General features: G+C 74.3%; 17 protein-coding genes. 8 read left to right on the forward strand and 9 right to left on the reverse strand.

From position 1 onward, the window contains the following. Positions 1 to 85: 85 nt before the first annotated feature. Genes G7Z13_RS12355 through G7Z13_RS12375 form a run of 5 tightly spaced genes read left to right on the forward strand, consistent with a single transcriptional unit; the run spans position 86 to position 5,585 of the window. Positions 86 to 1,852 carry a lipid II flippase MurJ gene (locus G7Z13_RS12355; protein ID WP_166004895.1) on the forward strand — a complete coding sequence of 589 codons (1,767 nt, stop codon included), beginning with the start codon at positions 86 to 88 and terminating at the stop codon, positions 1,850 to 1,852. Next, complete coding sequence (locus G7Z13_RS12360; protein ID WP_165998703.1) at positions 1,836 to 2,609, forward strand: polysaccharide deacetylase family protein; 774 nt, start codon at positions 1,836 to 1,838, stop codon at positions 2,607 to 2,609. The genes G7Z13_RS12355 and G7Z13_RS12360 overlap by 17 nt, the downstream gene beginning before the upstream one ends. Then, on the forward strand, positions 2,606 to 3,757 hold the full coding sequence (locus G7Z13_RS12365) for a glycosyltransferase (protein ID WP_165998705.1): 1,152 nt from the start codon (positions 2,606 to 2,608) through the stop codon (positions 3,755 to 3,757). Before G7Z13_RS12360 ends, G7Z13_RS12365 begins: the two co-directional genes overlap by 4 nt. Next, a complete protein-coding gene (locus G7Z13_RS12370; RefSeq protein ID WP_206313057.1) occupies positions 3,754 to 4,443 on the forward strand; it encodes a lipopolysaccharide biosynthesis protein in 690 nt (229 codons plus the stop codon). Before G7Z13_RS12365 ends, G7Z13_RS12370 begins: the two co-directional genes overlap by 4 nt. Further along, on the forward strand, positions 4,440 to 5,585 hold the full coding sequence (locus G7Z13_RS12375; RefSeq protein WP_165998706.1) for a GNAT family N-acetyltransferase: 1,146 nt from the start codon (positions 4,440 to 4,442) through the stop codon (positions 5,583 to 5,585). The genes G7Z13_RS12370 and G7Z13_RS12375 overlap by 4 nt, the downstream gene beginning before the upstream one ends. A gap of 28 nt (positions 5,586 to 5,613) precedes the next feature. Here the strand turns inward: G7Z13_RS12375 and G7Z13_RS12380 are convergent, their stop codons facing one another. After that, entirely contained in the window at positions 5,614 to 7,101 is a 1,488-nt protein-coding gene (locus G7Z13_RS12380) for a glycosyl hydrolase (RefSeq protein ID WP_206313058.1), read from the reverse strand. 201 nt (positions 7,102 to 7,302) lie between these two features. Between G7Z13_RS12380 and G7Z13_RS12385 the strand changes: the two genes are divergently transcribed. Then, positions 7,303 to 8,598 (forward strand): ATP-grasp domain-containing protein, encoded by a 1,296-nt coding sequence (locus G7Z13_RS12385; protein WP_240926481.1) that lies wholly within the window; start codon positions 7,303 to 7,305, stop codon positions 8,596 to 8,598. 125 nt (positions 8,599 to 8,723) lie between these two features. Here the strand turns inward: G7Z13_RS12385 and G7Z13_RS12390 are convergent, their stop codons facing one another. The 3 genes from G7Z13_RS12390 to G7Z13_RS12400 all read right to left on the reverse strand — a co-directional run bounded on the left by G7Z13_RS12390 (position 8,724) and on the right by G7Z13_RS12400 (position 13,634). Then, complete coding sequence (locus G7Z13_RS12390) at positions 8,724 to 9,590, reverse strand: LPXTG cell wall anchor domain-containing protein (RefSeq protein WP_240926192.1); 867 nt, start codon at positions 9,588 to 9,590, stop codon at positions 8,724 to 8,726. A 529-nt stretch (positions 9,591 to 10,119) separates the two neighbouring features. Continuing rightward, a complete protein-coding gene (locus G7Z13_RS12395) occupies positions 10,120 to 10,983 on the reverse strand; it encodes an ABC transporter permease (RefSeq protein ID WP_165998710.1) in 864 nt (287 codons plus the stop codon). Next, positions 10,980 to 13,634, reverse strand: coding sequence for a CocE/NonD family hydrolase (locus G7Z13_RS12400; protein ID WP_165998711.1), 2,655 nt, complete (start codon positions 13,632 to 13,634; stop codon positions 10,980 to 10,982). The genes G7Z13_RS12395 and G7Z13_RS12400 overlap by 4 nt, the downstream gene beginning before the upstream one ends. Positions 13,635 to 13,810: 176 nt before the next feature. On the opposite strand from G7Z13_RS12400, the gene G7Z13_RS12405 reads away from it, so the two are divergent. Continuing rightward, on the forward strand, positions 13,811 to 14,656 hold the full coding sequence (locus G7Z13_RS12405; protein ID WP_165998713.1) for a hypothetical protein: 846 nt from the start codon (positions 13,811 to 13,813) through the stop codon (positions 14,654 to 14,656). A gap of 55 nt (positions 14,657 to 14,711) precedes the next feature. Here G7Z13_RS12405 and mmsA read toward each other — a convergent pair whose 3' ends face one another. The 5 genes from mmsA to iolC form a co-directional block, all read right to left on the reverse strand. Continuing rightward, positions 14,712 to 16,214 (reverse strand): CoA-acylating methylmalonate-semialdehyde dehydrogenase, encoded by a 1,503-nt coding sequence (mmsA, locus tag G7Z13_RS12410; protein WP_165998714.1) that lies wholly within the window; start codon positions 16,212 to 16,214, stop codon positions 14,712 to 14,714. Positions 16,215 to 16,228: 14 nt separating this feature from the next. Next, positions 16,229 to 18,106 (reverse strand): 3D-(3,5/4)-trihydroxycyclohexane-1,2-dione acylhydrolase (decyclizing), encoded by a 1,878-nt coding sequence (gene iolD, locus G7Z13_RS12415; protein WP_165998716.1) that lies wholly within the window; start codon positions 18,104 to 18,106, stop codon positions 16,229 to 16,231. Next, the gene (gene iolB, locus G7Z13_RS12420) at positions 18,103 to 18,924 is read right to left on the reverse strand and encodes a 5-deoxy-glucuronate isomerase (protein ID WP_165998718.1); all 822 of its coding nucleotides are present in this window, start codon (positions 18,922 to 18,924) and stop codon (positions 18,103 to 18,105) included. The genes iolD and iolB overlap by 4 nt, the downstream gene beginning before the upstream one ends. Positions 18,925 to 18,932: 8 nt before the next feature. After that, positions 18,933 to 19,817, reverse strand: coding sequence for a deoxyribose-phosphate aldolase (locus G7Z13_RS12425; RefSeq protein WP_240926482.1), 885 nt, complete (start codon positions 19,815 to 19,817; stop codon positions 18,933 to 18,935). 158 nt (positions 19,818 to 19,975) lie between these two features. After that, a complete protein-coding gene (iolC, locus tag G7Z13_RS12430) occupies positions 19,976 to 20,926 on the reverse strand; it encodes a 5-dehydro-2-deoxygluconokinase (protein WP_165998720.1) in 951 nt (316 codons plus the stop codon). Positions 20,927 to 21,264: 338 nt separating this feature from the next. On the opposite strand from iolC, the gene G7Z13_RS12435 reads away from it, so the two are divergent. Further along, a complete protein-coding gene (locus tag G7Z13_RS12435) occupies positions 21,265 to 21,465 on the forward strand; it encodes a MerR family transcriptional regulator (RefSeq protein ID WP_165998722.1) in 201 nt (66 codons plus the stop codon). Positions 21,466 to 21,525 lie beyond the last annotated feature (60 nt).

Genomic DNA, 21,525 nt, shown 5'->3' on the forward strand with positions numbered 1-21,525 from the left:
CCCGGAGACCCCGGAGACCCCGGAGGTCCCGGGCATCCCGGAGGCCCACGGCGCGGACACCCCGGAGGGCCCGGCGGCCCCCGTCATGCCGGAGGATCCGGAGGCCCCACGGGCCCCCGTGCCCTTCACCATCCCCCTTGTTCGCACGACCGCCACCCGCCATGAGGATCCCCGGCGGATCGGAACCCCGCCCGGGCCGGACAGCCGCAGCCGGCCGGACGCCTCCCGTGATCCGAAGGCCCCCCGGGAGTCCGGAACCGGCCAGGACCTCACGAAGGAGGTGCGGGAGTCCGGGGGCTTCCTCGCCAGGGCCGCGCTGCTCACCGCGGTGCTCTCGATCGCCGGATCGGTGCTGGGGCTCGCCCGGGACCAGGCGCTGGCCCGGCTGTTCGGCGCGGGCAGCGACACGGACGCGTTCCTGGTGGCCTGGACGGTCCCGGAGTTCGCCGCCACCCTGCTGATCGAGGACGGGCTGGCCTTCGTGCTGGTCCCGGCGTTCAGTCTGGCCCTGGCGCGGCGGGCACGGGGCGCTTCCGGCGACCCGGTGCGCGCCCTGATCGCTGCGACCGCGCCCCGGCTGCTGCTGACGCTGGCCGCCGTCGCGGCACTGGTCGTGGCCGTCGCGCCGTACCTGGTGGAAGCACTGGCGCCCGGCCTGCCCGACCCGGCCCTGGCCGTCGACTGCACCCGCCTCACCGCGACCTGTGTGCTGACCTTCGGCCTCGCCGGGTACTGCAGTGCCGCCCTGCGCGCCCACCGCCGCTTCCTCGCCCCGGCGTCGATCTACGTCGCCTACAACACCACGATCATCGCGGGGATGTCGGTGCTCGGCGGGCGCTGGGGCGTGCGCTCGGCGGCGGTCGGCGTCGCGGCCGGAGGCTGCCTGATGCTCGCCGTACAACTGCCCTCGCTGCTGCGGCAGCTCGGCAGGCGCCCGGCGCCCGGCCCGGGCGGGCAGCCCGGCCACAGCGCCCGGCCGGTGGCCCTCGCGCTGGTCGCGACCGTGCTGCTGTTCGCGCTGTGCCGCCAGTCGCAGGTGCTCATCGAGCGGTTCCTCGCCTCCCACCTGCCCGCCGGGGCGATCTCCCACCTCAACTACGCGCAGAAGGTGGCGCAGATCCCGATGACACTGTCGCTGATGCTGTGCACGGTCACCTTCCCCGTGGTCGCGCGGGCGCTGGCCGACGGCGACACGGCGCGGGCACGCGCGCGTGTCGAGCGCGACCTGGCGCTGGCGGCGAGCGTGGTGCTGCTGGGCACGGCGGCGGTGGTGGCGTGCGCGCCGCAGATCGTCGACGTGCTCTTCCAGCGCGGCGCGTTCACCGCGGGGGACACCGCGGCCACCGCGCGGGTGATGCGGGTGTACGCGCTCGGGCTGCTGGGCCAGACGCTGGTGGGCGCGCTGATCCGCTCGTACTTCGGGGCGGGCCGGCCCACCTGGTACCCGGTCGTGGCGATGACGCTGGGGATCGTGGCGACCTCCTGGATCGGCGCCTGGACCGTGGGCCCCTGGGGCACCTGCGGCATCGCCGCCGCCAACGCGGCCGGCATCTCGCTGACCGCCGCCCTGCTCCTGGCCGGCACCCGCCGACGCGGCGTGGTGCCGATCCGGGTCCGGCCGGTGCTCGAGGAACTGAGCCGGCCACTGCGGGCGGCGCTGGTGGCCACGCTCGCGGGCGCGTTCGTCGCGGACCGCCTGGCCGCTCCGGGACCGGCGCTCGCCGCCGGACTGCTGACCGTGACCGTCGTCTTCGCCCTGCTCGGCCGGTTTCTGGGCGCGCAGGGCGTCGCGCCCGCTTTCCGTTCCGTACGCTCCGTGACCCGAAGGCTCGCACATGGCCGCTTCCGTTGACTCCGCCGTTCCCGGCACCCGTGCCGCCCCGGCGTCCCGTACCACCCCGGTCCCGTGGGTGGCGATGTACCACTCCGTGGGCGACTGCTCCGACGACCCGTACCGGATCACCGTCACGCCCGCCCGGCTGGACCGGCAGCTGGGCTGGCTGCGCCGGCGCGGGCTGCGCGGCGTGTCCGTCACCGAGTTGCTGGCGGCCCGCGCCGACGGGACGGGCCACGGGCTGGTCGGGCTGACCTTCGACGACGGGTACGCCGACTTCGTCGACCACGCCCTGCCCGTGCTGCGCCGCCACGGCTTCGACGCGACCCTGTTCGTGCTGCCGGGCCGGCTCGGCGGCGACAACGCCTGGGATCCGCTGGGCCCGCGCAAGCCGCTGCTGACCGCGGAGGGCATCCGCGAGGCCGCCGCTGCCGGTGTCGAGATCGCCTCGCACGGACTGACCCACGTGGATCTGACGAAGGCGGACGACACGGTGCTGAGGGCCGAGACGGCCGGGAGCCGGGAGCTGCTGGCGGAGCTGGCGGGTGCTCCGGTCGCCGGGTTCTGCTATCCGTACGGCGCGATCGACCGCCGCGCCGTTGACGCCGTGCGCGCCGCCGGGTACCGCTACGCCTGTGCCATCGACCCCGGCCCGCTCGCCGGCCCGCACGCCCTGCCCCGCGTGCACATCGGGCAGAACGACACCGCCGTGCGCCTCCACCTGAAGTACCGGCTGCACCGGTTGCGCCGCCGGCCCGTGGAGGGGCCGCTGTGAAGGCGCTGCACGTCATCACCGGTCTCGGTGTCGGCGGTGCCGAGCAGCAGTTGCGGCTGCTGATCCGGCACCTGCCCGTCGAGTGCGACGTGGTGACCCTCACCAACCCGGGCGCGGTCGCCGACGGGCTGACCGCCGACGGGGTGCGGGTCGTCCACCTGGGCATGACCGGCAACCGCGACCTGTCCGCCCTCCCCCGCCTGGTCCGGATCATCCGCGACGGCGGCTACGACCTCGTCCACACCCATCTGTACCGGGCCTGCGTCTACGGGCGGATCGCCGCCCGGCTCGCGGGTGTCCGCGCCGTCGTCGCCACCGAGCACTCCCTCGGCGAGTCCCAGATGGAGGGCCGCCCGCTCGGCGCGGGGGTGCGCGCGCTCTACCTCGCCGGCGAGCGTCTCGGCCGTGCCACGGTCGCCGTCTCCCCCACGGTCGCCGACCGCCTCAGACGCTGGGGGGTGCCCGCGCCGCGCATCGAGGTGGTGCCCAACGGCGTCGACCTGTCCCGGTTGCGCTTCGACCCGCGGCGGCGGCACCGCACCCGGCAACGGCTGGGCCTGCCCGAGGGGGCGTACGTCATCGGGGGCGTCGGACGGCTCACCGCCGCCAAGCGCTTCGACGTCCTCGTGCACGCCCTCGCCCTGCTGCCCGGCGACCCCTGGCTGCTGCTGGTCGGCGGGGGCCCCGAGGAGAACGTGCTGCGCCGCACCGCCCACGAGGCGGGCGTCGCCGCACGGGTGCTGTTCACCGGCGAACGCCCCGCCGTTCCCGATGGCTCCCCCGGCCCCGATCTGCCCTCGCTGCTCTTCGCGATGGACGTGCTGGCCTCGCCGTCCCCCGAGGAGTCGTTCGGCCTGGCGATCGTGGAAGCTCTGGCGTCCGGGCTGCCGGTGCGTTACGCCGCCTGCCCCGCGCTCGAGGACCTGCCCCCGCACAGCGCCCCGGCGGCCCGCCGTGTCACCGGCGGAGCGGATGCCTTCGCGCAGGCCCTCGCCGAGGCCCGCGCGGCCGGTCCGGCGCCGCGCGCCGCCCCCGAGGCGGCCCGCCACTACAGCATCACGCGCAGCGCCGCCCGGCTGATGGACGTGTACGCGCGCATCGCCTCTCCCGCCCTGTCCCCGTCTCCGCAGGAAGTCACCGCCTCATGACCGAGCATCCCACCGGCGACCACGTCCCCGGATCACACCGGGCGCCCGCACCGCGCCGCGGGTCGTCCGCCCTTTCCCGCGCCCGCAAGCTGCCACCCTGGTCGCTGCTCGCCGCCGGGGTGCTGGCCGGCGGGCTGCTGGGCGGCGGGTACGGGGTGGCCAGGACACCCACGTACACGGCCACCAGCTATGTCGTCGCCGTGCCCACCGAGCGGTCCGACCCGGCCACGGCGCTCGGCTTCGCCCAGGCCTACGGCCGGGCCGCCACTCAGCTCGCGGTGCTCGGTGACGCCCAGGTGTGGGCGGGCGTCCCGGTCTCGACGCTCCGGTCCAGCGTGCGGACGGCCACCTCCCCGGACGTGCCGATGGTCGCGGTGACCGCCACCTCCGCCCGTCCGGACCTCGCCGCCGACATGGCCAACGCGGTGGCCCGCGCGCTCACCCGGCACGCGGGCGACACCGCCGAGGTCACCCATGTCGAGCTGGAGCAGTTCGCGCGCGCCACCGAACCCGCGGAGCCGTCCTCGGCGTCCCCGGCCGTGACCGGGCTGGTCGGCGCCAGCGCGGGCGGGCTGCTGGGTGGGCTGGCGCTGCTGGTGCGGCCCAGGCGCGACCCGGACGAGCTGGGCCGTCCCCCCGCGCTGCCGAGTCCGGCCCTGGCCGGTGACACCCACGGTGCGCTGTGAACGCGGCGGACACCGCGCTCGCCGCGCCCGTCTCCGGCCCGGCGTCCGGCTGCGCGTCGGAGGTCGTCACCGACGAAACCGCCTTCGCCGCGCTGGGCCCCGCCTGGACGCGGCTGTACCGGCGGTGCGGCACGGCGACGCCGTTCCAGACCCACGCCTGGCTGCACTCGTGGTGGCGGTCGTACGGCAGGCGGGGGCGGCTGCGGCTGGTGCTGGTGCGGTCCGGTGACGACCTCGTCGCGGCGGCCCCGCTGATGCGCGCGGGCGGTCCGCTGCCCGCGCTGGTGCCGCTCGGCGGGGCGATCTCCGACTACGCCGACGTGCTGCTGGACGACGCCCTCGGTGACCGGGCGGTGGCCGCGCTCACCGGCGCCCTCGCCCGGGAGGCCCGCGGCGCGCTGCTCGACCTGCGCGAGGTGCGGCCCGGCGGCGCGGCGGAACGGGTCTACGAGCAATGGCGCGGGCCGCGCCGCCGCCTCGACGACTCGCTCTGCCTGGAGCTGCCGCCGCTGCCGCTGGCCGAGCTGGCCGCCCGGCTGCCGTCGGCCAAGGCCCAGCAGCGGGTGCGGGCCAAGCTGCGCAGGCTGGCGGCGCTCGGCATCGAACGGCGCGCCGTCGCCCCGGCCGGGGTGGAACGGACCGTGGACCGGCTGCTGGAGCTGCATCGGCTCCAGTGGCAGGGGCGGAAGGTGACGCCGGAGCATCTGCGCCCCCGGTTCCGCGACCATCTGGTGCGGGCGGTCGGGCCGATGGTGGCGTCGGGGGACGCGGTGGTCACCGAGTTCCTGCTGGACGGCGCGGTGGTCGCCGTCGATCTGACGCTGCTGTCGCCGTGCCTCACCGGCGGCTATCTGTACGGTGCCCACCCGGGTCTGCGGGAGCGCAGGGCGGACGTGGCGGTCATGCTGCTGGACGCCGCCACCGAGCACCTGGCCGGGCGCGGCGCGCTGAGCCTGTTGCGCGGCGACGAGCCGTACAAACACCACTGGCGCCCGGACGCGGTGGTGAACCGGCGGCTGCTACTGGCCCGGCGGCGCACCGCCCCGCTGCTGGCGGCGGCACTGTGCCAGGCGGCCCTGCGGGACCGGGGCCGGGAACTGGTCCGGCGGCGACAGGAGCCTGACGGTGGCGGCGGGTCCTGAGCGAGCCCGCCGCCTTCGGCGTGCCGGGTCAGTCGAATCGCGTCCACCAGTCGGCGCGCACGCACAGCTGCCCGCCGAGCCAGTGCTCGACCCAGTCGCCCAGGTCCAGCGCCGTGCAGTCGGCCGACGGCTGCGGGGCGGGCTCGGTGGAGGGCGGGTCGGCGGGCTCGGTGACGGGCGGGCTCACCGGCGGGGCGTCCGGCTGCCCGGTGCGACCGGACAGCACGCTGCGGTACACCTCGGCCGCCTCGGGGTTCTGGTCGCACTGCCACACGCCGTGCGGGCAGTAGTCGGTCAGCGTGTTGTAGAGCGGCCTGTGTTCGTCCATCCAGGCGAGCATGCGCCGCATGTACTCGGCGTTGTCACCGTTGCGGAAGAGGCCCCACTCGGGATAGGAGATGGCCTTGCCGTGCTTGCGGGCGAATTCCACGTGGTGGCGCAGCCCATAGGGCTCACTCACCTGTTCGTCGAACGACATTCCGGCCGGCTGGTCGTAGGAATCCATGCCGATGATGTCGACCACCTCGTCCCCGGGATAGCACTCCGTCCAGGCGACGGCGTCCTTCCCGCGGCTCGGCGTGAAGTCGAAGCGGAATTCCTGTCCCGGCACCGAACGCATGGTGGTGACGATCCTGTTCCAGTACCTCTTCCAGGACTCCGGGTCCGGGCCGCAGCGATGGGTGTAGGTGATGCCGTTCATCTCCCAGCCGAGCACCAGCACCGTGTCCTGCGCCCGCAGCGCGACCAGCCGCTCGGCCAGGGCCCGGAAGTGGTGATCGAAGCGCCCGGCGGCGCCCTGCCGCAGCAGCTCCCGCACCTCGGTGTCGGGGACGCCCTCCTCGTTGCGCTCCAGCATGGGCACGTTGAGGACGAGGATCCGGTCGGCACGGCCGTTGCGCCAGTCCGCCCACGCGGCGAGGAAGCCGGGGCGGCCCTCGATGTTGCTCCAGCGGTCACCGGGCAGGTAGGTGTGGCCGACGCGCACGTCGGCTCCGCCGAGCCACCGGCTGAACTCCGCCATGCGGGTGATCCCGCGCGGGCCGTAATCCAGGTAGGCGCCGAAGGCGGGCGCGTCGTCCGCGGGTGCCGCGACGGCGGGCGGCGCGGAGGCGGCCGAGGTCGCCGGGACCAGGGGGACCGCCGGAGCGGGCGAGCCGGCCGGGACGGGCCCGGGCTGGGTCGCCGGGACCGACGGGTTCGCGGGAACCGGCGGCTTCGGGGAGACCGGTGGGCTCACGGGGACCGGTGGGTTCGCGGGGATTGGCGCAGCCGTGGGGACGGACGGGCTCGCGGGAGCGGCTGGTGCCGTCTGCCGTGGCGGCGGCGCCAGGGCGGCGGGCGGTCCGGTCGCCTCTGGTCGCGGTGCCGCCGGGGGCACCGGCGGCGGATCGGCGACCACCACCACCCCCAGTCCGGCGGCGAACCCCGGACCCGCGGCCAGGGCTGCCGTCGCGGCGACCGTCGCCGCCACGCATGCCAGCCGCCGGGACCGGGCCCGTCGCTGCTGTGGGGTCATGCCTGCTCCTTCCGCCACGCTCGCACTGTTCTTCGAACGCTCTTCTCGCGCTGTGCCGTGGAGATCCACTGACACTCAGTCACACGGCCGGGCCTGCCGCCAGCGCGGTTGCGGCTTTCGAGTGCCCCGCTCGTCCGCGCGGGTGAGAAACCTGTGCCGCGCGCTTCGCGCGCGCACACCGACCGAATGGAAAGAACCACCGTGCCGATGTTCGACACCGGGGTCCCCGCCGTTCTGCTGCGGACCGACCGGAACCCCTTCCACCACGGAACTCTGGGAGCCGTGCGCTCGCTCGGCCGGACCGGGGTGGAGGTGCACGTGGTCGCCGACTGCGCGGGCAGTCCCGTCGGCCGGTCCCGATTCGTACGGCGACTGCACGCGCCGCCGGCCGCGGACGCCGGCCCCGACGAGATCGCCGCCGTCCTGCGCCGGGTGGCCGCCACCCTGCCGGGGCCGGCCGTACTGGTGCCGATGGACGACGCGGGCGCCGTCGCCGTCGGCCGCCTGCGTGGCGCACTCGCATCCGACTATCTGCTGCCCGGCCCCTCCCACGTGCTGCCCGAGCACGTCGCCGACAAGGCGGAGCTGGCCGGGGTGTGCGCGGCCCTGAACGTGCCGCATCCGGTGACCATGGTCCCGGACAGCGCCGCCCGGGCCGCGTCCGCCGCCTGGCGCCTGGGGCTGCCGGTGGTGGCGAAGTGGAGCCGCCCCTGGCTGCTGCCGGCCGGGTCCGGACTGCGCAGTACCGTCCTTGTGCGGTCCGCCCAGGAGGCCCGCGAGCTGTACGCGCGGACCCCGGAGGCCGGAAGTCCGCTGCTGCTCCAGGAGTTCCTGCCGCCCGGCGAGGACCGCGACTGGTTCGTGCACGGTTACGCCGACCGATCAGGCACCCTCGTGGCCGGCGGCACGGGGCGCAAGCTGCACTCCTGGCCGCGCGGCGCGGGCCTGACCGCGGTCGGGGCGTGGGCGGACCGGCCGCAGCTGTGGCGGCTGACCGCCCGCCTCGTCGCCGAGCTGGGCTACCAGGGCATCCTCGACCTGGACTTCCGCCGCTGCGCCACGACCGGCCGCTACCACCTGCTCGATTTCAACCCACGTCCCGGCGCCCAGTTCCGGCTCTTCACCGACACCGCGGACCTGGACGTCGTCCGCGCGCTCCACCTGGATCTGACCCAGCGTCCCCTGCCGGACGGGGAACCGCGGCCGGGCCGGACCTTCGTGGTGGAGAACTACGCCCCCCTGACCGCCCTGCGCCCGGCCGCCTCCGCCGGCCGGGAACTTGCCTGGCACGCCCAGGACGACATCGCACCGGGTCTGGCCATGTGGAGCCTGTGGAGCGCCCATGTCTCGCGCCGGCTGCGCGGACGGCTGCGGCCCACCGCGCCGGTCCCGGCCCGTCCGCACGTCCCTCCGGCGCGCCACGCGGACGTGCCGGCCGCGGCGACCGCACCGACCGCACCGGACCTGTCCGGCGACGAGAAGGCGGGCAGCCGCTGAGGCGGCACAGGGGCGCTCCGGCAACTCGCGCACCAACCACCGGCTCCGCAGGACCTGTCGTTTCCGTCGTCCCCACGCGGGTTTCCGGCCCACCCCCGGACCAGGCCGACCCACACCGGCACCCCCTAACGGCGGGAGGCGCCCCGGCCTCGCCGGTACAGCAGGGCACCGCCCGCGATCAGCACGGCACCGACACCCGAGGCGGCCAGGAGGACCACGCCGCGGGTGCCGGTCTCCGGCAGGCTGGGCGGATGCTCGTGGCCGGGCGGCGGGGTGTGGGCCGGCGGGGGCGTGTGGGTGGGCGGCGGGGTGTGGGTGGGCGGCGGGGTGTGGGTGGGCGTAGGCGTGTGCGCAGGAGGCGGGGTGTGCGTGGGCGGCGGGGTGTGGGTGGGCGTAGGCGTGTGCGTAGGAGGCGGGGTGTGGGTGGGCGGCGGGGTGTGTGTAGGAGGCGGGGTGTGCGTGGGCGGAGGATTCTCGCCGTATCCCGGGGGCGTCTCCCCGTATCCGGCCGAAGGGTCCCTGTAACCCGAGGGCTTCTCGTCTCCGTGACTCGACGGCGTCTCCCCATAACCGCCGTTCGAGTCGTCCCCCGAGTCGTGGGCCGGGGGCGTCTCCCCGGTGTCCGCACCCGCGTCGGGCGAGCCCGCAGCCCTGTCATCAGCCGCGGGCTCGGTGGAAGGTGCCCCGTCGCTGCCGTGTCCGGACTCGTCATCGCCGCCGATGTCGCCGTACGCGTCCCCGGACAACGTGCCGGAAGCGGCCTCCCCGTACGAGCCCTCGGACGGCGCTTCCGAACCGACACCGCCGTACGACCCGTCGTGACCCGTGTGCCGGTCACCGTCGGCGGTGTCCGAGGCGCCGGCACAGGTGTCGTCGCAGGCGGTGTCCGGGACGACCGACGGGGCCTGGGCCTCCTTGCCCGCGACCACACCGGGCGCGCCCTTGGCGCCTACGCCCGCCGCCGAGTCGGCGAGGGCGTAACTACCGCACAAGGACAGAATTCCTGTCGCGGCGGCAGCCGCGACCACTCCCTTGCTCAGAATCTGTCGCAATCTCGTTGTCTTCCTGCTTGGCGAAGTGGGAAACGCCGGCCTTGGAAAGGGAAGGGGCCGCCGAGACCGGGCGAGCACCATGACCGGCAGCTGCAGGACGAGGCATAGACATCCGGAGGGAGCAAGGAACGTGACTCATCGGGTTATTCACCCGAACGTATTGGCCGAATGGCCGTCAGAACCGCTACCCAGGGCGGGGGTCGAGGCGTCACAGCCTCGACTGCGACCCGGGTCGTCTTGGTCGGCCGTCGGCGTGTCGGCCGAGAAGAACGGAGGCCGCTCGGCGGCCACCGTGGTTGACGGACAGTCACCTCGCCGCCGAGGACACGGCCGTCCCGCCCCCTTCGCGTCCGCCTGTGTCCGCGACCGTGACGGAAGGGGGCCGGAACGGGCGTTGCGGGTGGCCTTGAGGGGAGGCACGGATGGGGGTCGGTCCGCCCGAGACGTAGGTGATCCTCCGCCGGACCGGCTAGGAAACGATGTCCTTGCGGGCGAAGCCCCGGAAGGCCAGCGCGAAGAGCACCAGGGCGTACGTCACGGAGACGGCCGCGCCCTGGATCATGCCGGACCACTCGGGGCGGGGCTGGACGGCGTCCGCCCAGGCGAACTGCCAGTGGACGGGCAGGAAGTGCCGCCAGTCGCCGAGGGCGGTCACCGCGTCGAGGACGTTGCCGACGATGGTGAGGCCGACCGCGCCGCCGACGGCGCCCAGCGGGGCGTCGGTGCGGGTCGACAGCCAGAACGCGAGCCCGGCGGTGACCAGCTGGGACACGAAGACGTACGCCACGACCACCACGAGCCGCTGGGCGGCGGTGCCCGCGTCGAGCGAGCCGCCGGTGGGGATGGCCAGGGGCCCCCAGCCGTAGGCGGCGGTGCCGACGGCCAGCGCGACCACGGGCAGCAGCACCATCGCCGCCAGGCTCAGGCCGAGTCCGACGGCGAGCTTGGACCACAGCAGCCGGGCACGTGGCACCGGGGCGGCGAGCAGGTAGCGCAGCGAGGACCAGTTGGCCTCCGAGGCGACCGTGTCGCCGCAGAACAGGGCGACCGGGACGACGAGCAGGAAGCCCGCCGAGACGAACAGGTTGACGGCGGCGAAGTTCGCGCCGGACGCGGTCGCGGTGTCCATCAGGGTGACGCGGTCGCCGCGGCCGTCCGGCTCGCCGCCCACGGCGAAGGCGACGGCCAGGACGAACGGCAGGGCTGCGAGGATGCCGAACATGACCATCGTGCGGCGGCGCTTGAGCTGGCGGACCAGCTCGACGCGCAGGGGCAGGGTGCGGGCCGCGCGGTAGCCGGGGGCCACGTCGGCGAGCGTCGCGGGGCTGCTCACGCGGAGCCTCCGATCAGGGTGAGGAAGGCGTCCTCCAGGCGGCGGTGCGGGCCGACGGAGTGGACGGGCACCTCCAGGCGGACGAGTTCGGCGACGAGCCGGGTGGCGCTGCCGTCGGCGTCGAGGCGGACCAGCAGCCCGTCGTCGGTGCGGACGGCGGAGGCGACGCCCTCCAGCGCGGCGACCTTCTCCACGACCGGTTCCTCCAAGGGCAGGGCGGTGCCGACGAGCAGGGTGTCGCCGGAGCCGGTGATTGCCCCGACGGGGCCCGCCTGGACGAGCCGGCCGCGGTCCATCACCACGAGGTGGGTGCAGGACTGCTCGACCTCCGCGAGGAGATGGCTGGAGACGATCACGGTGCGTCCGGCGGCGGCGTACCGGATCATCACCTCGCGCATCTCGCGGATCTGGGGCGGGTCGAGTCCGTTGGTCGGCTCGTCGAGGATGAGCAGGTCGGGCAGGCCGAGCATGGCCTGGGCGATGGCGAGGCGCTGGCGCATGCCCTGGGAGTAGGTGCGCACCGCGCGGGCCAGGGCCTCGCCGAGCCCGGCGATCTCCAGGGCCTCGTCGAGGTGGGCGTCCTCGGCGGGGCGGCCGGTGGCCTTCCAGTACAGCTCCAGGTTCTCCCGGCCGGACAGGTGCGGCAGGAAGCCCGCGCCCTCGACGAAGGCGCCGACGCGGGAGAGGACGGGGGCGCCGGGGCGGATGGCGTGTCCGAAGACGCGGATCTCGCCGTCGTCCGGGGTGATCAGGCCCATCAGCATGCGCAGGGTGGTGGTCTTGCCCGCGCCGTTGGGGCCGAGCAGGCCGAGGACCTGGCCCTTCTCCACGCGGAAGGAGAGGTCCTTGACCGCGTACCGGTCCGCCGACTTGGCGTACCGCTTGCTCAGGCCGGTGATCTGGAGGGGGACGTCCGCGAGCGCCGGGTCGGGCGGGGGGCTCGTGGTGCGGCGGCGGGCGGTGAGCAGCAGGGCGGCGGCGATCAGCGCGCCGGTCGGCGGCAGCCACCACACCCAGGACGGCAGCGGGGCGGCGGCCGTGGTGACGCCGGGGGCGGTCGGCACCGTCAGGTCGCCCTTCAGGGAGACCCTGTACGTCGCCGGGGCGGCCGGGGAGGCGTAGCCGAGGTCGGTGGCGGCGAGCACCAGGCTCAGCCGGTGGCCCCGCTCCACCTCGTGGTCGATCGCCGGGAGGGTGAGGGTGACGTCCTTGCCGGACCGGGCGTCCTCGACGCGCACCGGTGACACGAGCTGGGCGGGCAGCACCTGCTGCCGGCCGTCGGGGCCGACGTCGTACAGCTTGGCGAAGAGGACGGCGTCCTCGCTGGTGGATTCGACGTGGACGGTGGCCGTCGGGGAGCCGGTGATCCGCAGGTCGTCACCGAGCGGCGCGGAGCCGAAGCGGGCGTGCTGGCCGGGGAAGTCCAGTGAGACGCCGACGCCGAGCGAGGACAGCTGGGCGAGGCCGCCGCCGGCGCCGAGGCCGGGCAGGGCGGAGACGGCGGGCGGGTTCGCGCCGGGCGGGTTGGCGAAGGCCTGCTCGCGTCCGGTGAGCGTGACGGACGTGCCGCCGCTGGCCAGGCCCGGGTAGCGGTCGGCGCTCGCGCCGCGCAACTGGGCCTCGCCGTCGGTGGAGTCGACGCCTCCGGTGCGGGTGACGCGGAAGGCGGGGCCGGTGCCAGCGCTCTTGTCGCCCTTCAGATAGCGGTCGAACCAGGCGGTGACGCGGGCCTGGACGCGGTCGGTCTCCAGGTCGCCGCCGTCGTGGCCGCCCGCGATCCAGTCGACGGCGACGGGGGCGCCGTTCGCGCGGATCGCCCGCGCGGCGGCGTCGGCCTGGCCGAGTGGGAAGAGGGAGTCGGTCTGGCCCTGGACGAGGAGGGTGGGCACCTTGACGCGGTCGCCGACGGCGGACGGTGAGCGTTCCTCCAGCAGGGCGCGGGCCTTCGCGTCCGGGACGCCGGTCTCGGCGACCCGCTCGTACATCCGGCAGATCGCCGTCTCGAACGCCCGGCAGCCGCCGCCGGTGGTGACGAAGACGCCCGCCCACAGCTTCTTGAAGACGCCGTCCGGGAACAGCGCGTCCGCCAGGTTCCAGTAGGTGACCGCGGGGGCGATGGCGTCCACGCGCGGGTCGTGCCCGGCGGCCAGCAGGGAGACCGCGCCGCCGTAGGAGCCGCCGGCCATGCCGACGCGCGGGTCGCCCGCCTTGTCGAGCCGGACCTGCGGCTGCCGCGCCAGCCAGTCGAGGAGCTTCGAGACGTCGGCGACCTCGCCGTCCGGGTCGTTCAGCCCGATCTTCCCGGTGGACCTGCCGAAGCCGCGCGCCGACCAGGTCAGCACCGCGTACCCGTCGCGCGCCAGCTTCTCCGCCTGCTGCCGGACGTCGTTCTTGCTGCCGCCGAAGCCGTGCGCGAGGAGCACGGCGGGGCGGCGGCCGTCGTCGCCGGCGGTGAAGTACGAGGTGTCCAGGCGCACCCCGTCGCCGACGTCCATGACCCGGTCGGCGCGGTGCACCGCGGGCGGGTCGTCGGAGGCGACGGCCGTCCAGGTGCCGGCACAGGCGAGGACGGCGACGGCCGCGCCGGCGGCGAGCAGCCGCCTCGGCCCCCGCGACCGGGCCCCGCGTATTCCGGGCAGTCGAAGATCCATGCGTCCACGGTACGGGGCCCACCTGTCGGTGGCAGACAGCTTGTGGACGGAGGCCCGCCCCCTCCTCGGGGAGTACGTCGCGAGGGGCGCGTACCGCACCCGTCGTACGGACGGCTGTCAGTGCGGCCCGCTAGAGTCGCGCTCGTCAATGACACACGGCTTTGGGGTGGGAACACATGAACGTTCGGCACACCGCTGCCTGGGTGGGGGTCACCGCGGCGGCACTGCTGGCGACGACCGCCTGTGGTGCGGACTCGACGAAGACGGCGGCCGAGGCGGCGCAGAACGCGGACCAGATCCTGGCGGCGCTCACCCGCGCCACCGACCGGACCGAGGAGCTGGGCTCGGCGCGGATCGAGACGACGACCGAGCTGGACGCGACGGGCGGCGAGCCGATCGCGATGGACGGCACGTACTCGTGGGGTGACGGCCCGGCGATGGACGTCGAGATGGACACCGCCGCGGCGCAGATGACCGCCCTCCAGGACGACGCGACGACGCGGGTCATCATGGTCGACGGCGCCTACTACTACGACATCGATCCCCAGCCCAGCGGTCCGCTGCGGGGCAAGGAGTGGATGCGGATCGACGTCTCGGCGGTGCTGGGCGACGCGGGCGTCGAGAACATGGCGGCCACCGCGGACCCGACGGCGACGCTGCGCTACATGACCGCCGCGACGCAGGTGAAGGACCTCGGCGAGGAGACGGTCCTCGGCAAGAAGACCACTCACTACCGGGGCAGCGTGGGCGCGGACCACATCAACAAGTCCAAGCTCACCGAGGCGGAGAAGAAGGCCGCCCTCGCCGCATTGAAGGCGGACGGCGGGAAGCTGACGGCGGACATCTGGGTCGACGGCGACGACCTGCCCGTGCGCATCTCGCAGACCGGTGCCGGCATGACCGTGACCATGGACTTCGTGAAGTTCGGGGGCACCGAGCGGATCACGGCGCCGCCCGCCGCCGAGACCGGCGACCTCACCGAGCAGGTCAGGGAGCAGCGGGACTCGGCGATCGGCCAGTGACACACCGGTGCCCCGGTCCGCCGTGTCGCGCGGCGGGCCGGGGCACCGGGCCGGCTCAGTGGTTGCGGGGGAAGCCCAGGTCCACGCCCGCCGGGGCGTCGGCCGGGTCCGGCCAGCGGGTGGTGACGACCTTGCCGCGGGTGTAGAAGTGGGTGCCGTCGTTGCCGTAGATGTGGTGGTCGCCGAAGAGGGAGTCCTTCCAGCCGCCGAAGGAGTGGTAGCCGACGGGCACCGGGATCGGCACGTTGACGCCGACCATGCCGGCCTCGACCTCCAGCTGAAAGCGGCGGGCGGCGCCGCCGTCCCGGGTGAAGATCGCGGTGCCGTTGCCGAACGGCGACGCGTTGATGAGGGCGACGCCCTCCTCGTACGTGCCGACGCGCAGCACGCACAGCACCGGGCCGAAGATCTCGTCCTGGTAGGCCTTGGCGCTGGTGGGGACCTTGTCGAGGAGCGAGATGCCGATCCAGTGGCCGTCCTCGAAGCCCTCGACCGTGTAGCCGGTGCCGTCGAGGACCACCTCGCAGCCCTCGGCCGCCGCGTTGTGCACGTAGGAGGCGACCTTGTCGCGGTGGGCCCTGGTGATGAGCGGGCCCATCTCGGACGCCGGGTCGTTGCCGGGACCGATCTTGATCTTCTCGGCGCGCTCGCGGATCCGCTCCACCAGCTCGTCGCCGATCGAGCCGACCGCCACGACCGCGGAGATGGCCATGCAGCGCTCGCCCGCCGAGCCGTAGGCGGCCGAGACGGCGGCGTCCGCGGCGGCGTCCAGGTCGGCGTCGGGCAGCACCAGCATGTGGTTCTTGGCGCCGCCGAGCGCCTGGACGCGCTTGCCGTTCGCGGAGGCGGTGGTGTGGATGTAGCGGGCGATCGGGGTGGAGCCGACGAAGGACACCGCCTTGACGTCGGGGTGCTCCAGCAGCCGGTCGACGGCCACCTTGTCGCCGTGCACGACGTTGAAGACACCGTCCGGCAGGCCGGCCTCGGCCAGCAGCTCCGCGAGGCGGACCGACGCCGACGGGTCCTTCTCGCTCGGCTTCAGCACGAAGGTGTTGCCACAGGCGATGGCCAGCGGGAACATCCACATCGGCACCATCGCCGGGAAGTTGAACGGCGTGATGCCGGCGACGACGCCGAGCGGCTGGCGGATCGCGGCCACGTCGACGCGGCTGGCGACCTGCGTGGACAGCTCGCCCTTGAGCTGGACGTTGATCCCGCAGGCCAGGTCGACGATCTCCAGGCCGCGCGCGACCTCGCCCAGGGCGTCGGAGTGGACCTTGCCGTGCTCGGCGGTGATCAGCTCGGCGATCTCGTCGCGGTGCGCGTCCAGCAGCGCGCGGAACCGGAACAGGATGGAGGTGCGCTGCGCCAGCGAGGACTGGCCCCAGGTGGCGAACGCCTCCCGCGCGGCGGCGACCGCCGCGTCCACCTCGTCCACCGACGCGAACGCGACCTTCGTGGTGACCGCGCCGGTCGCCGGGTCCGTGACGGGCCCGAACGTGCCCGACGCGCCCTCGACGGTCTTGCCGCCGATCCAGTGGTTGACGATCTTCGTCATGCCCGGTTACTCCTTCACAGATGGCGGCGTCGCGTCGAGACGTGCCGTTCGTACAGCTCACGTGCCTTGACCGCGGACGGCCGGGTCGCGGTCTCGGCCACAGGTACATCCCACCAGGCCTGCGCCTCGGGCGCGCCCGACACTGTGTCTGCCGTTTCGGTCTCCACGTAGACACATGTGGGAGTGTCGGCGGCCCGCGCCTCCGCGAGGGCGGTGCGCAGGTCACGGACGGTGCGGGCGCGCAGCACCCGCATGCCGAGGGACTCGGCGTTGGCGGCGAGATCGACCGGGAGCGGGGCCCCGGTGTAGGTGCCGTCGCCGGCCGGGAAGCGGTAGGCGGTGCCGAACCGCTCGGCGCCGACGGACTCGGAGAGCCCGCCGATGGAGGCGTAGCCGTGGTTCTGCACCAGCAGGACCTTGATCGCGACGCCCTCCTGCACGGCGGTCACGATCTCCGTCGGCATCATCAGATACGTGCCGTCGCCGACCAGCGCCCACACCGGCCGGTCCGGCGCGGCGAGCTTCACCCCGATCGCGGCGGGGATCTCGTAACCCATGCAGGAGTAGCCGTACTCCAGGTGGTACTGGTCGTGCGACCGGGCCCGCCAGAGTTTGTGCAGGTCGCCGGGGAGGGACCCGGCCGCGTTGATGATGACGTCCCGTTCGTCGACGAGGGCGTCGAGCGCGCCGAGCACCTGGGTCTGGGTGGGCCGGGCGTCCGGGTCGTGGGCGGCGTAGGCGGAGTCGACGCGCTGCTCCCAGCGCTCCTTGGCCTCGGTGTAACCGGCCCGGTAGGCGTCGGTGACGCGGTGGCCGTGCAGCCGCAGCGCGTCCGTCAGCTCGGTCAGGCCGCTGCGGGCGTCGGCGACCAGCGCCAGGCCGGCCATCTTGTGGCCGTCGAGGGGCGCGATGTTCAGGTTGACGAAGCGGACGTTCTCCCCGGCGAAGAGGGTGTTCGACGCGGTGGTGAAGTCGGTCCAGCGGGTGCCGACGCCGATCACCAGGTCGGCGGCGCGGGCCAGCTCGTCGGCGGTGGCGGTGCCGGTGTGGCCGATGCCGCCGACGTCCTGCGGATGGTCGTGGGGCAGGGAGCCCTTGCCCGCCTGGGTGGAGGCGACGGGGATGCCGGTGGTCTCGGCGAACTCGGCGAGGGCGGCCTCGGCGCGGCTGTGGTGGACGCCGCCGCCCGCGACGATCAGCGGCCGGTGCGCGCCGCGGATCACCCGTACGGCCTCCGCCAGCTCGGTCGGGTCGGCGCCGGGCCGGCGTACCACCCAGGTGCGGTCGGCGAAGAACTCCTCCGGCCAGTCGTACGCCTCGGCCTGCACGTCCTGCGGCAGGCCGAGGGTGACGGCGCCGGTCTCGACGGGGTCGGTGAGCACCCGCACGGCCTGCAGGGCGGCCGGGATCAGGGCTTCGGGGCGGGTGATCCGGTCGAAGTAGCGGGACACCGGGCGCAGGGTGTCGTTGACGGACACGTCGCCGGCGTACGGCACTTCGAGCTGCTGGAGGACCGGGTCGGCGGGGCGGGCGGCGAAGACGTCGCCGGGCAGGAGCAGGACCGGCAGGTGGTTGATGGTGGCGAGGGCGGCGCCGGTGACCAGGTTGGTGGCGCCGGGGCCGATGGAGGTCGTGACGGCGTGCGTGGACAGGCGGCCCGACTGCCGTGCGTAGCCGACCGCCGCGTGCACCATGGCCTGTTCGTTGCGGCCCTGGTGGTACGGCATGACGTCGGCGTACTCGACGAGCGCCTGGCCGATCCCGGCGACGTTGCCGTGGCCGAAGATCCCCCAGGTCGCGCCGATCAGCCGGCGCCGCTCGCCGTCGCGTTCGGTGTACTGGGCGGCGAGGAAGCGGACGAGTGCCTGGGCGACGGTGAGCCGGACGGTCATCGGTAGCCCCCTGTGCTTTCTGTGTGGTCCGGGTGGAAGCAGATCCGCCACTCCCGGGTCTCGCCCGGGCCGGCCATGACGTTCAGGTAGTACATGTCGTGGCCGGGCTGGGCGACGGACGGGCCGTGCCAGCCGTCCGGCACGAGGACGGTGTCGCCGGAGCGGACCTCGGCGAGCACGTCGGCGCCGCCCTCGCGGGAGGGGAACACCCGCTGGTAGCCGAAGCCGTGCGGGCCGGCGATCTCGAAGTAGTAGATCTCCTCCAGCTGCGACTCCTCGCCGGGCCGGTGCTCGTCGTGCTTGTGCGGCGGGTACGACGACCAGTTGCCGCCCGGTGTGATCACCTCGACGGCGATGAGCCTGTCGCAGTCGAAGGCGTCGGCGGAGGCGAAGTTGCGCACGGTGCGGGCGCAGGTGCCGCTGCCGCGCTGCTCGACGGGGACCTCCGGCGCGGGGCCGTAGCGGGCGGGGAGTCGTCGCTCGCACTTCGCTCCTGCCAGGGCGAAGCGGCCTCCCGCGCCGGAGGCGATCTGTGCCCGGGTGTCCCGGGGGACGTACGCGAAGTCCGTGACGGACGCGAACACGTCCTGGCGGCCCAGGAGTTGGAACACCTGGTCGTCGACCTGCACCGTACAGCCACCGCTGAGGGGCAGCACGATCCACTCGCTGTCCCCGGCGAGCAGGGTGTGGCCGCCGCCGGGCGGGAGTTCGACGACGCGCAGGCTGCTGTAGGTCCAGCCGGCCCGCTTCGGGTCGATGGCGAGGATGTGGTGCGCGTCCGCGGTCGTGCCCTTGGGCAGGTACAGCTCGTCGTTCATGCGGGCCCTCACAGCAGTCCTACGGCGGTGTCCACGGCGGCGGCCACGTCGCCGTCCGCCGGGTAGAGCAGCGACCGGCCCACCACCAGGCCGCGCACGGTGGGCAGTTGGAGCGCGGCGTGCCACTTCTCGTACGCGCCGTCCTGATCGTCCCCCACCTCACCGCCCAGCAGCACCGCCGGGAGGGTGGAGGTGGCCATGACCCGGTCCATGTCGCCGGGGTTCTCGGTGACCGGGACCTTCAGCCAGGTGTAGGCCGAACTGCCGCCCAGGCCCGAGGCGATGGCGATGGAGCGGGTCACGGCCTCGGCGGACAGATCGTTGCGCAGCCGTCCGTCCGGGTCGCGACGGCTGATGAACGGCTCGACGAACACCGGAAGCCGGCGGGCCGCCATCTCGTCGATGGCGCGGGCGGCGGACTCCAGGGTGGTGAGGGAGCCCGGGTCGTCGTAGTCGATGCGCAGCAGCAGTTTCCCGGCGTCGAAGCCGAGCCGCTGGATGTCCTCGGGGCGGTGGCCGGTGAAGCGGTCGTCGAGTTCGAAGCGGGCGCCCTGGAGGCCGCCGCGGTTCATCGAGCCCATGACGACCTTGCCGTCGAGCGCGCCGAGCAGGAGCAGGTCGTCGAGGATGTCGGCGGTAGCGAGGACGCCGTCCACGCCGGGGCGGCCGAGCGCCAGGCACAGGCGGCCCAGCAGGTCGGCGCGGTTGGCCATGGCGAGCTTGCGGTCGCCCACGCCGAGCGCGCCGCGCGCCGGATGGTCGGCGGCCACGATCATCAGGCGGCCGGTGTCCTTGAGCAGGGGCCGGCGGGTGCGGCGGGCGGCGGCCTCGGCGACTGCCTCGGGGTGGTGGGTGCGGAGGCGGACCAGCTCGGGGACGTCGATGGCGGGGATGCCGGCGGTGGGGGTGCCTTCGCCGGCGGTGGGGATGCCCTTCGCGACGGCGGGGGCTTCGGTCGCCGCGGTCGCCCCGGATGCCTCAAGCGCCCCGGACGCTGCGGACGCCGCGAAGGCGCCCTCCTCGTGGCGAGCGCCCGTCACCCGGCCCGCCCTCACAGCACCGCCCCCGCGCTCAGCGCCGCCTCGATCTCGTCCGGTACCGGCATCGCGGAGGAGCACTCCAGGCGGGAGGCGACGATCGCGCCGGCGGCGTTGGCGTACCGCATGATCCGCTCCAGGTCCCAGCCCGCGAGCAGGCCGTGGCAGAGGGCGCCGCCGAAGGCGTCACCGGCGCCGAGGCCGTTGAGGACCTTCACCGGCAGCGGCGGGATCTCGGCGACATCACCCTGCCGGTCGACGGCGAGGACACCCTTGGGCCCCTGCTTGACGACGGCCAGCTCGACCCCGGCGTCCAGCAGGGCACGGGCGGCGGCACGCGGCTCGCGCACGCCGGTGGCGACCCGCACCTCGTCGAGGTTGCCGACGGCGACGGTGGTGTGTTTCAGCGCCTCCGCGTAGAAGGGGCGGGCGGCGTCGGGGTCCTGCCAGAACATGGGCCGCCAGTCCAGGTCGAAGACGGTGGTGGCCGCCCTGGCGCGGTGGGCGAGGGCGGCGAGGGTCGCCGTACGGCTGGGCTCCTCGCTCAGGCCGGTGCCGGTCACCCAGAAGATCCGGGCGTCGCGCAGGGCGTCGAGGTCGAGTTCGTGGGCGTCGATCTCCAGGTCGGGGGCCTTGGGCTGCCGGTAGAAGTACAGCGGGAAGTCGTCCGGCGGGAACACCTCGCAGAAGGTGACCGGGGTGGGCAGTCCGGGCACGGCGGTGACCCAGCGGTCGTCCACGCCGAAGTCGCGCAGCGCCTGGTGGAGGTAGGTGCCGAACGGGTCGTCGCCGGTGCGGGTGACCACGGCGGTGTGCCGGCCGAGCCGGGCTGCGGCGACCGCGACGTTCGTCGCCGACCCGCCGAGGAACTTGCCGAACGACGACACCTGGGCGAGCGGGACACCGGTCTGCAGCGGGTACAGGTCCACTCCGATCCGCCCCATGGTGATCAGGTCGTAGGCCATCGGCTTCCCTTCGTCGTGGCTCTCCCCGGCTTTCTAGCCCCGCGCACCGAGCCCTGTCAATAGTTTGTCCAGACATTCGGACCAGCCAACCGGAGCCGTGGTCCGCCCGGCCCGCGATCCCCTCGTCACCGTTTATGTCCAATGCGTCACAAATACCTCCTCCCTGTCACACATGTCGCACCTGCGCGAGCCCGCGGTCACACCTGGTCGACAAGCGGCCACGCGGTGTCACTCGCCGTCGTTCATCGAGCACAGCATTGGTGATGCCAGCGCAGCGCCCGGTCCCCCCGGCGGCCGTCCCGGTCTCCGCCGCGGTGCGCGCAGGGAGGTGCACCCCCATGACCGACCGAAGGCTCTGGTCCTACAAGGACATCGCGGCGCACATCCGAGTGCAGCCGGACACCGTGCGGTCCTACCGCAAGCACGGACTGCTGCCCCCGCCCGACCACGTCGAGGCCGGCAAGCCGTACTGGTACTCCGACACCATCCGCGCCTGGGTCGCCTCCCGGCCCGGCAACCGCCCACGCAGAGACAGCTGATCGCCGCCCCGCCGGCGGCCGGCTTCACCTGCGCGCCCCGGGCAGGGCGACGCGATCCCG

Source organism: Streptomyces sp. JB150 (assembly GCF_011193355.1).
Taxonomy (GTDB): Bacteria; Actinomycetota; Actinomycetes; order Streptomycetales; family Streptomycetaceae; genus Streptomyces.

Excerpts from the sequence above, each read along its gene's own strand:
- G7Z13_RS12355 (WP_166004895.1), top strand. The coding sequence starts at position 86 with ATGCCGGAGGATCCGGAGGCCCCACGGGCCCCCGTGCCCTTCACCATC.
- G7Z13_RS12360 (WP_165998703.1), top strand. The coding sequence starts at position 1,836 with ATGGCCGCTTCCGTTGACTCCGCCGTTCCCGGCACCCGTGCCGCCCCG.
- G7Z13_RS12370 (WP_206313057.1), top strand. The coding sequence starts at position 3,754 with ATGACCGAGCATCCCACCGGCGACCACGTCCCCGGATCACACCGGGCG.
- G7Z13_RS12380 (WP_206313058.1), bottom strand. The coding sequence starts at position 7,101 with ATGACCCCACAGCAGCGACGGGCCCGGTCCCGGCGGCTGGCATGCGTG.
- G7Z13_RS12400 (WP_165998711.1), bottom strand. The coding sequence starts at position 13,634 with ATGGATCTTCGACTGCCCGGAATACGCGGGGCCCGGTCGCGGGGGCCG.
- G7Z13_RS12405 (WP_165998713.1), top strand. The coding sequence starts at position 13,811 with ATGAACGTTCGGCACACCGCTGCCTGGGTGGGGGTCACCGCGGCGGCA.
- mmsA (WP_165998714.1), bottom strand. The coding sequence starts at position 16,214 with ATGACGAAGATCGTCAACCACTGGATCGGCGGCAAGACCGTCGAGGGC.
- iolD (WP_165998716.1), bottom strand. The coding sequence starts at position 18,106 with ATGACCGTCCGGCTCACCGTCGCCCAGGCACTCGTCCGCTTCCTCGCC.
- iolB (WP_165998718.1), bottom strand. The coding sequence starts at position 18,924 with ATGAACGACGAGCTGTACCTGCCCAAGGGCACGACCGCGGACGCGCAC.
- iolC (WP_165998720.1), bottom strand. The coding sequence starts at position 20,926 with ATGGCCTACGACCTGATCACCATGGGGCGGATCGGAGTGGACCTGTAC.
- G7Z13_RS12435 (WP_165998722.1), top strand. The coding sequence starts at position 21,265 with ATGACCGACCGAAGGCTCTGGTCCTACAAGGACATCGCGGCGCACATC.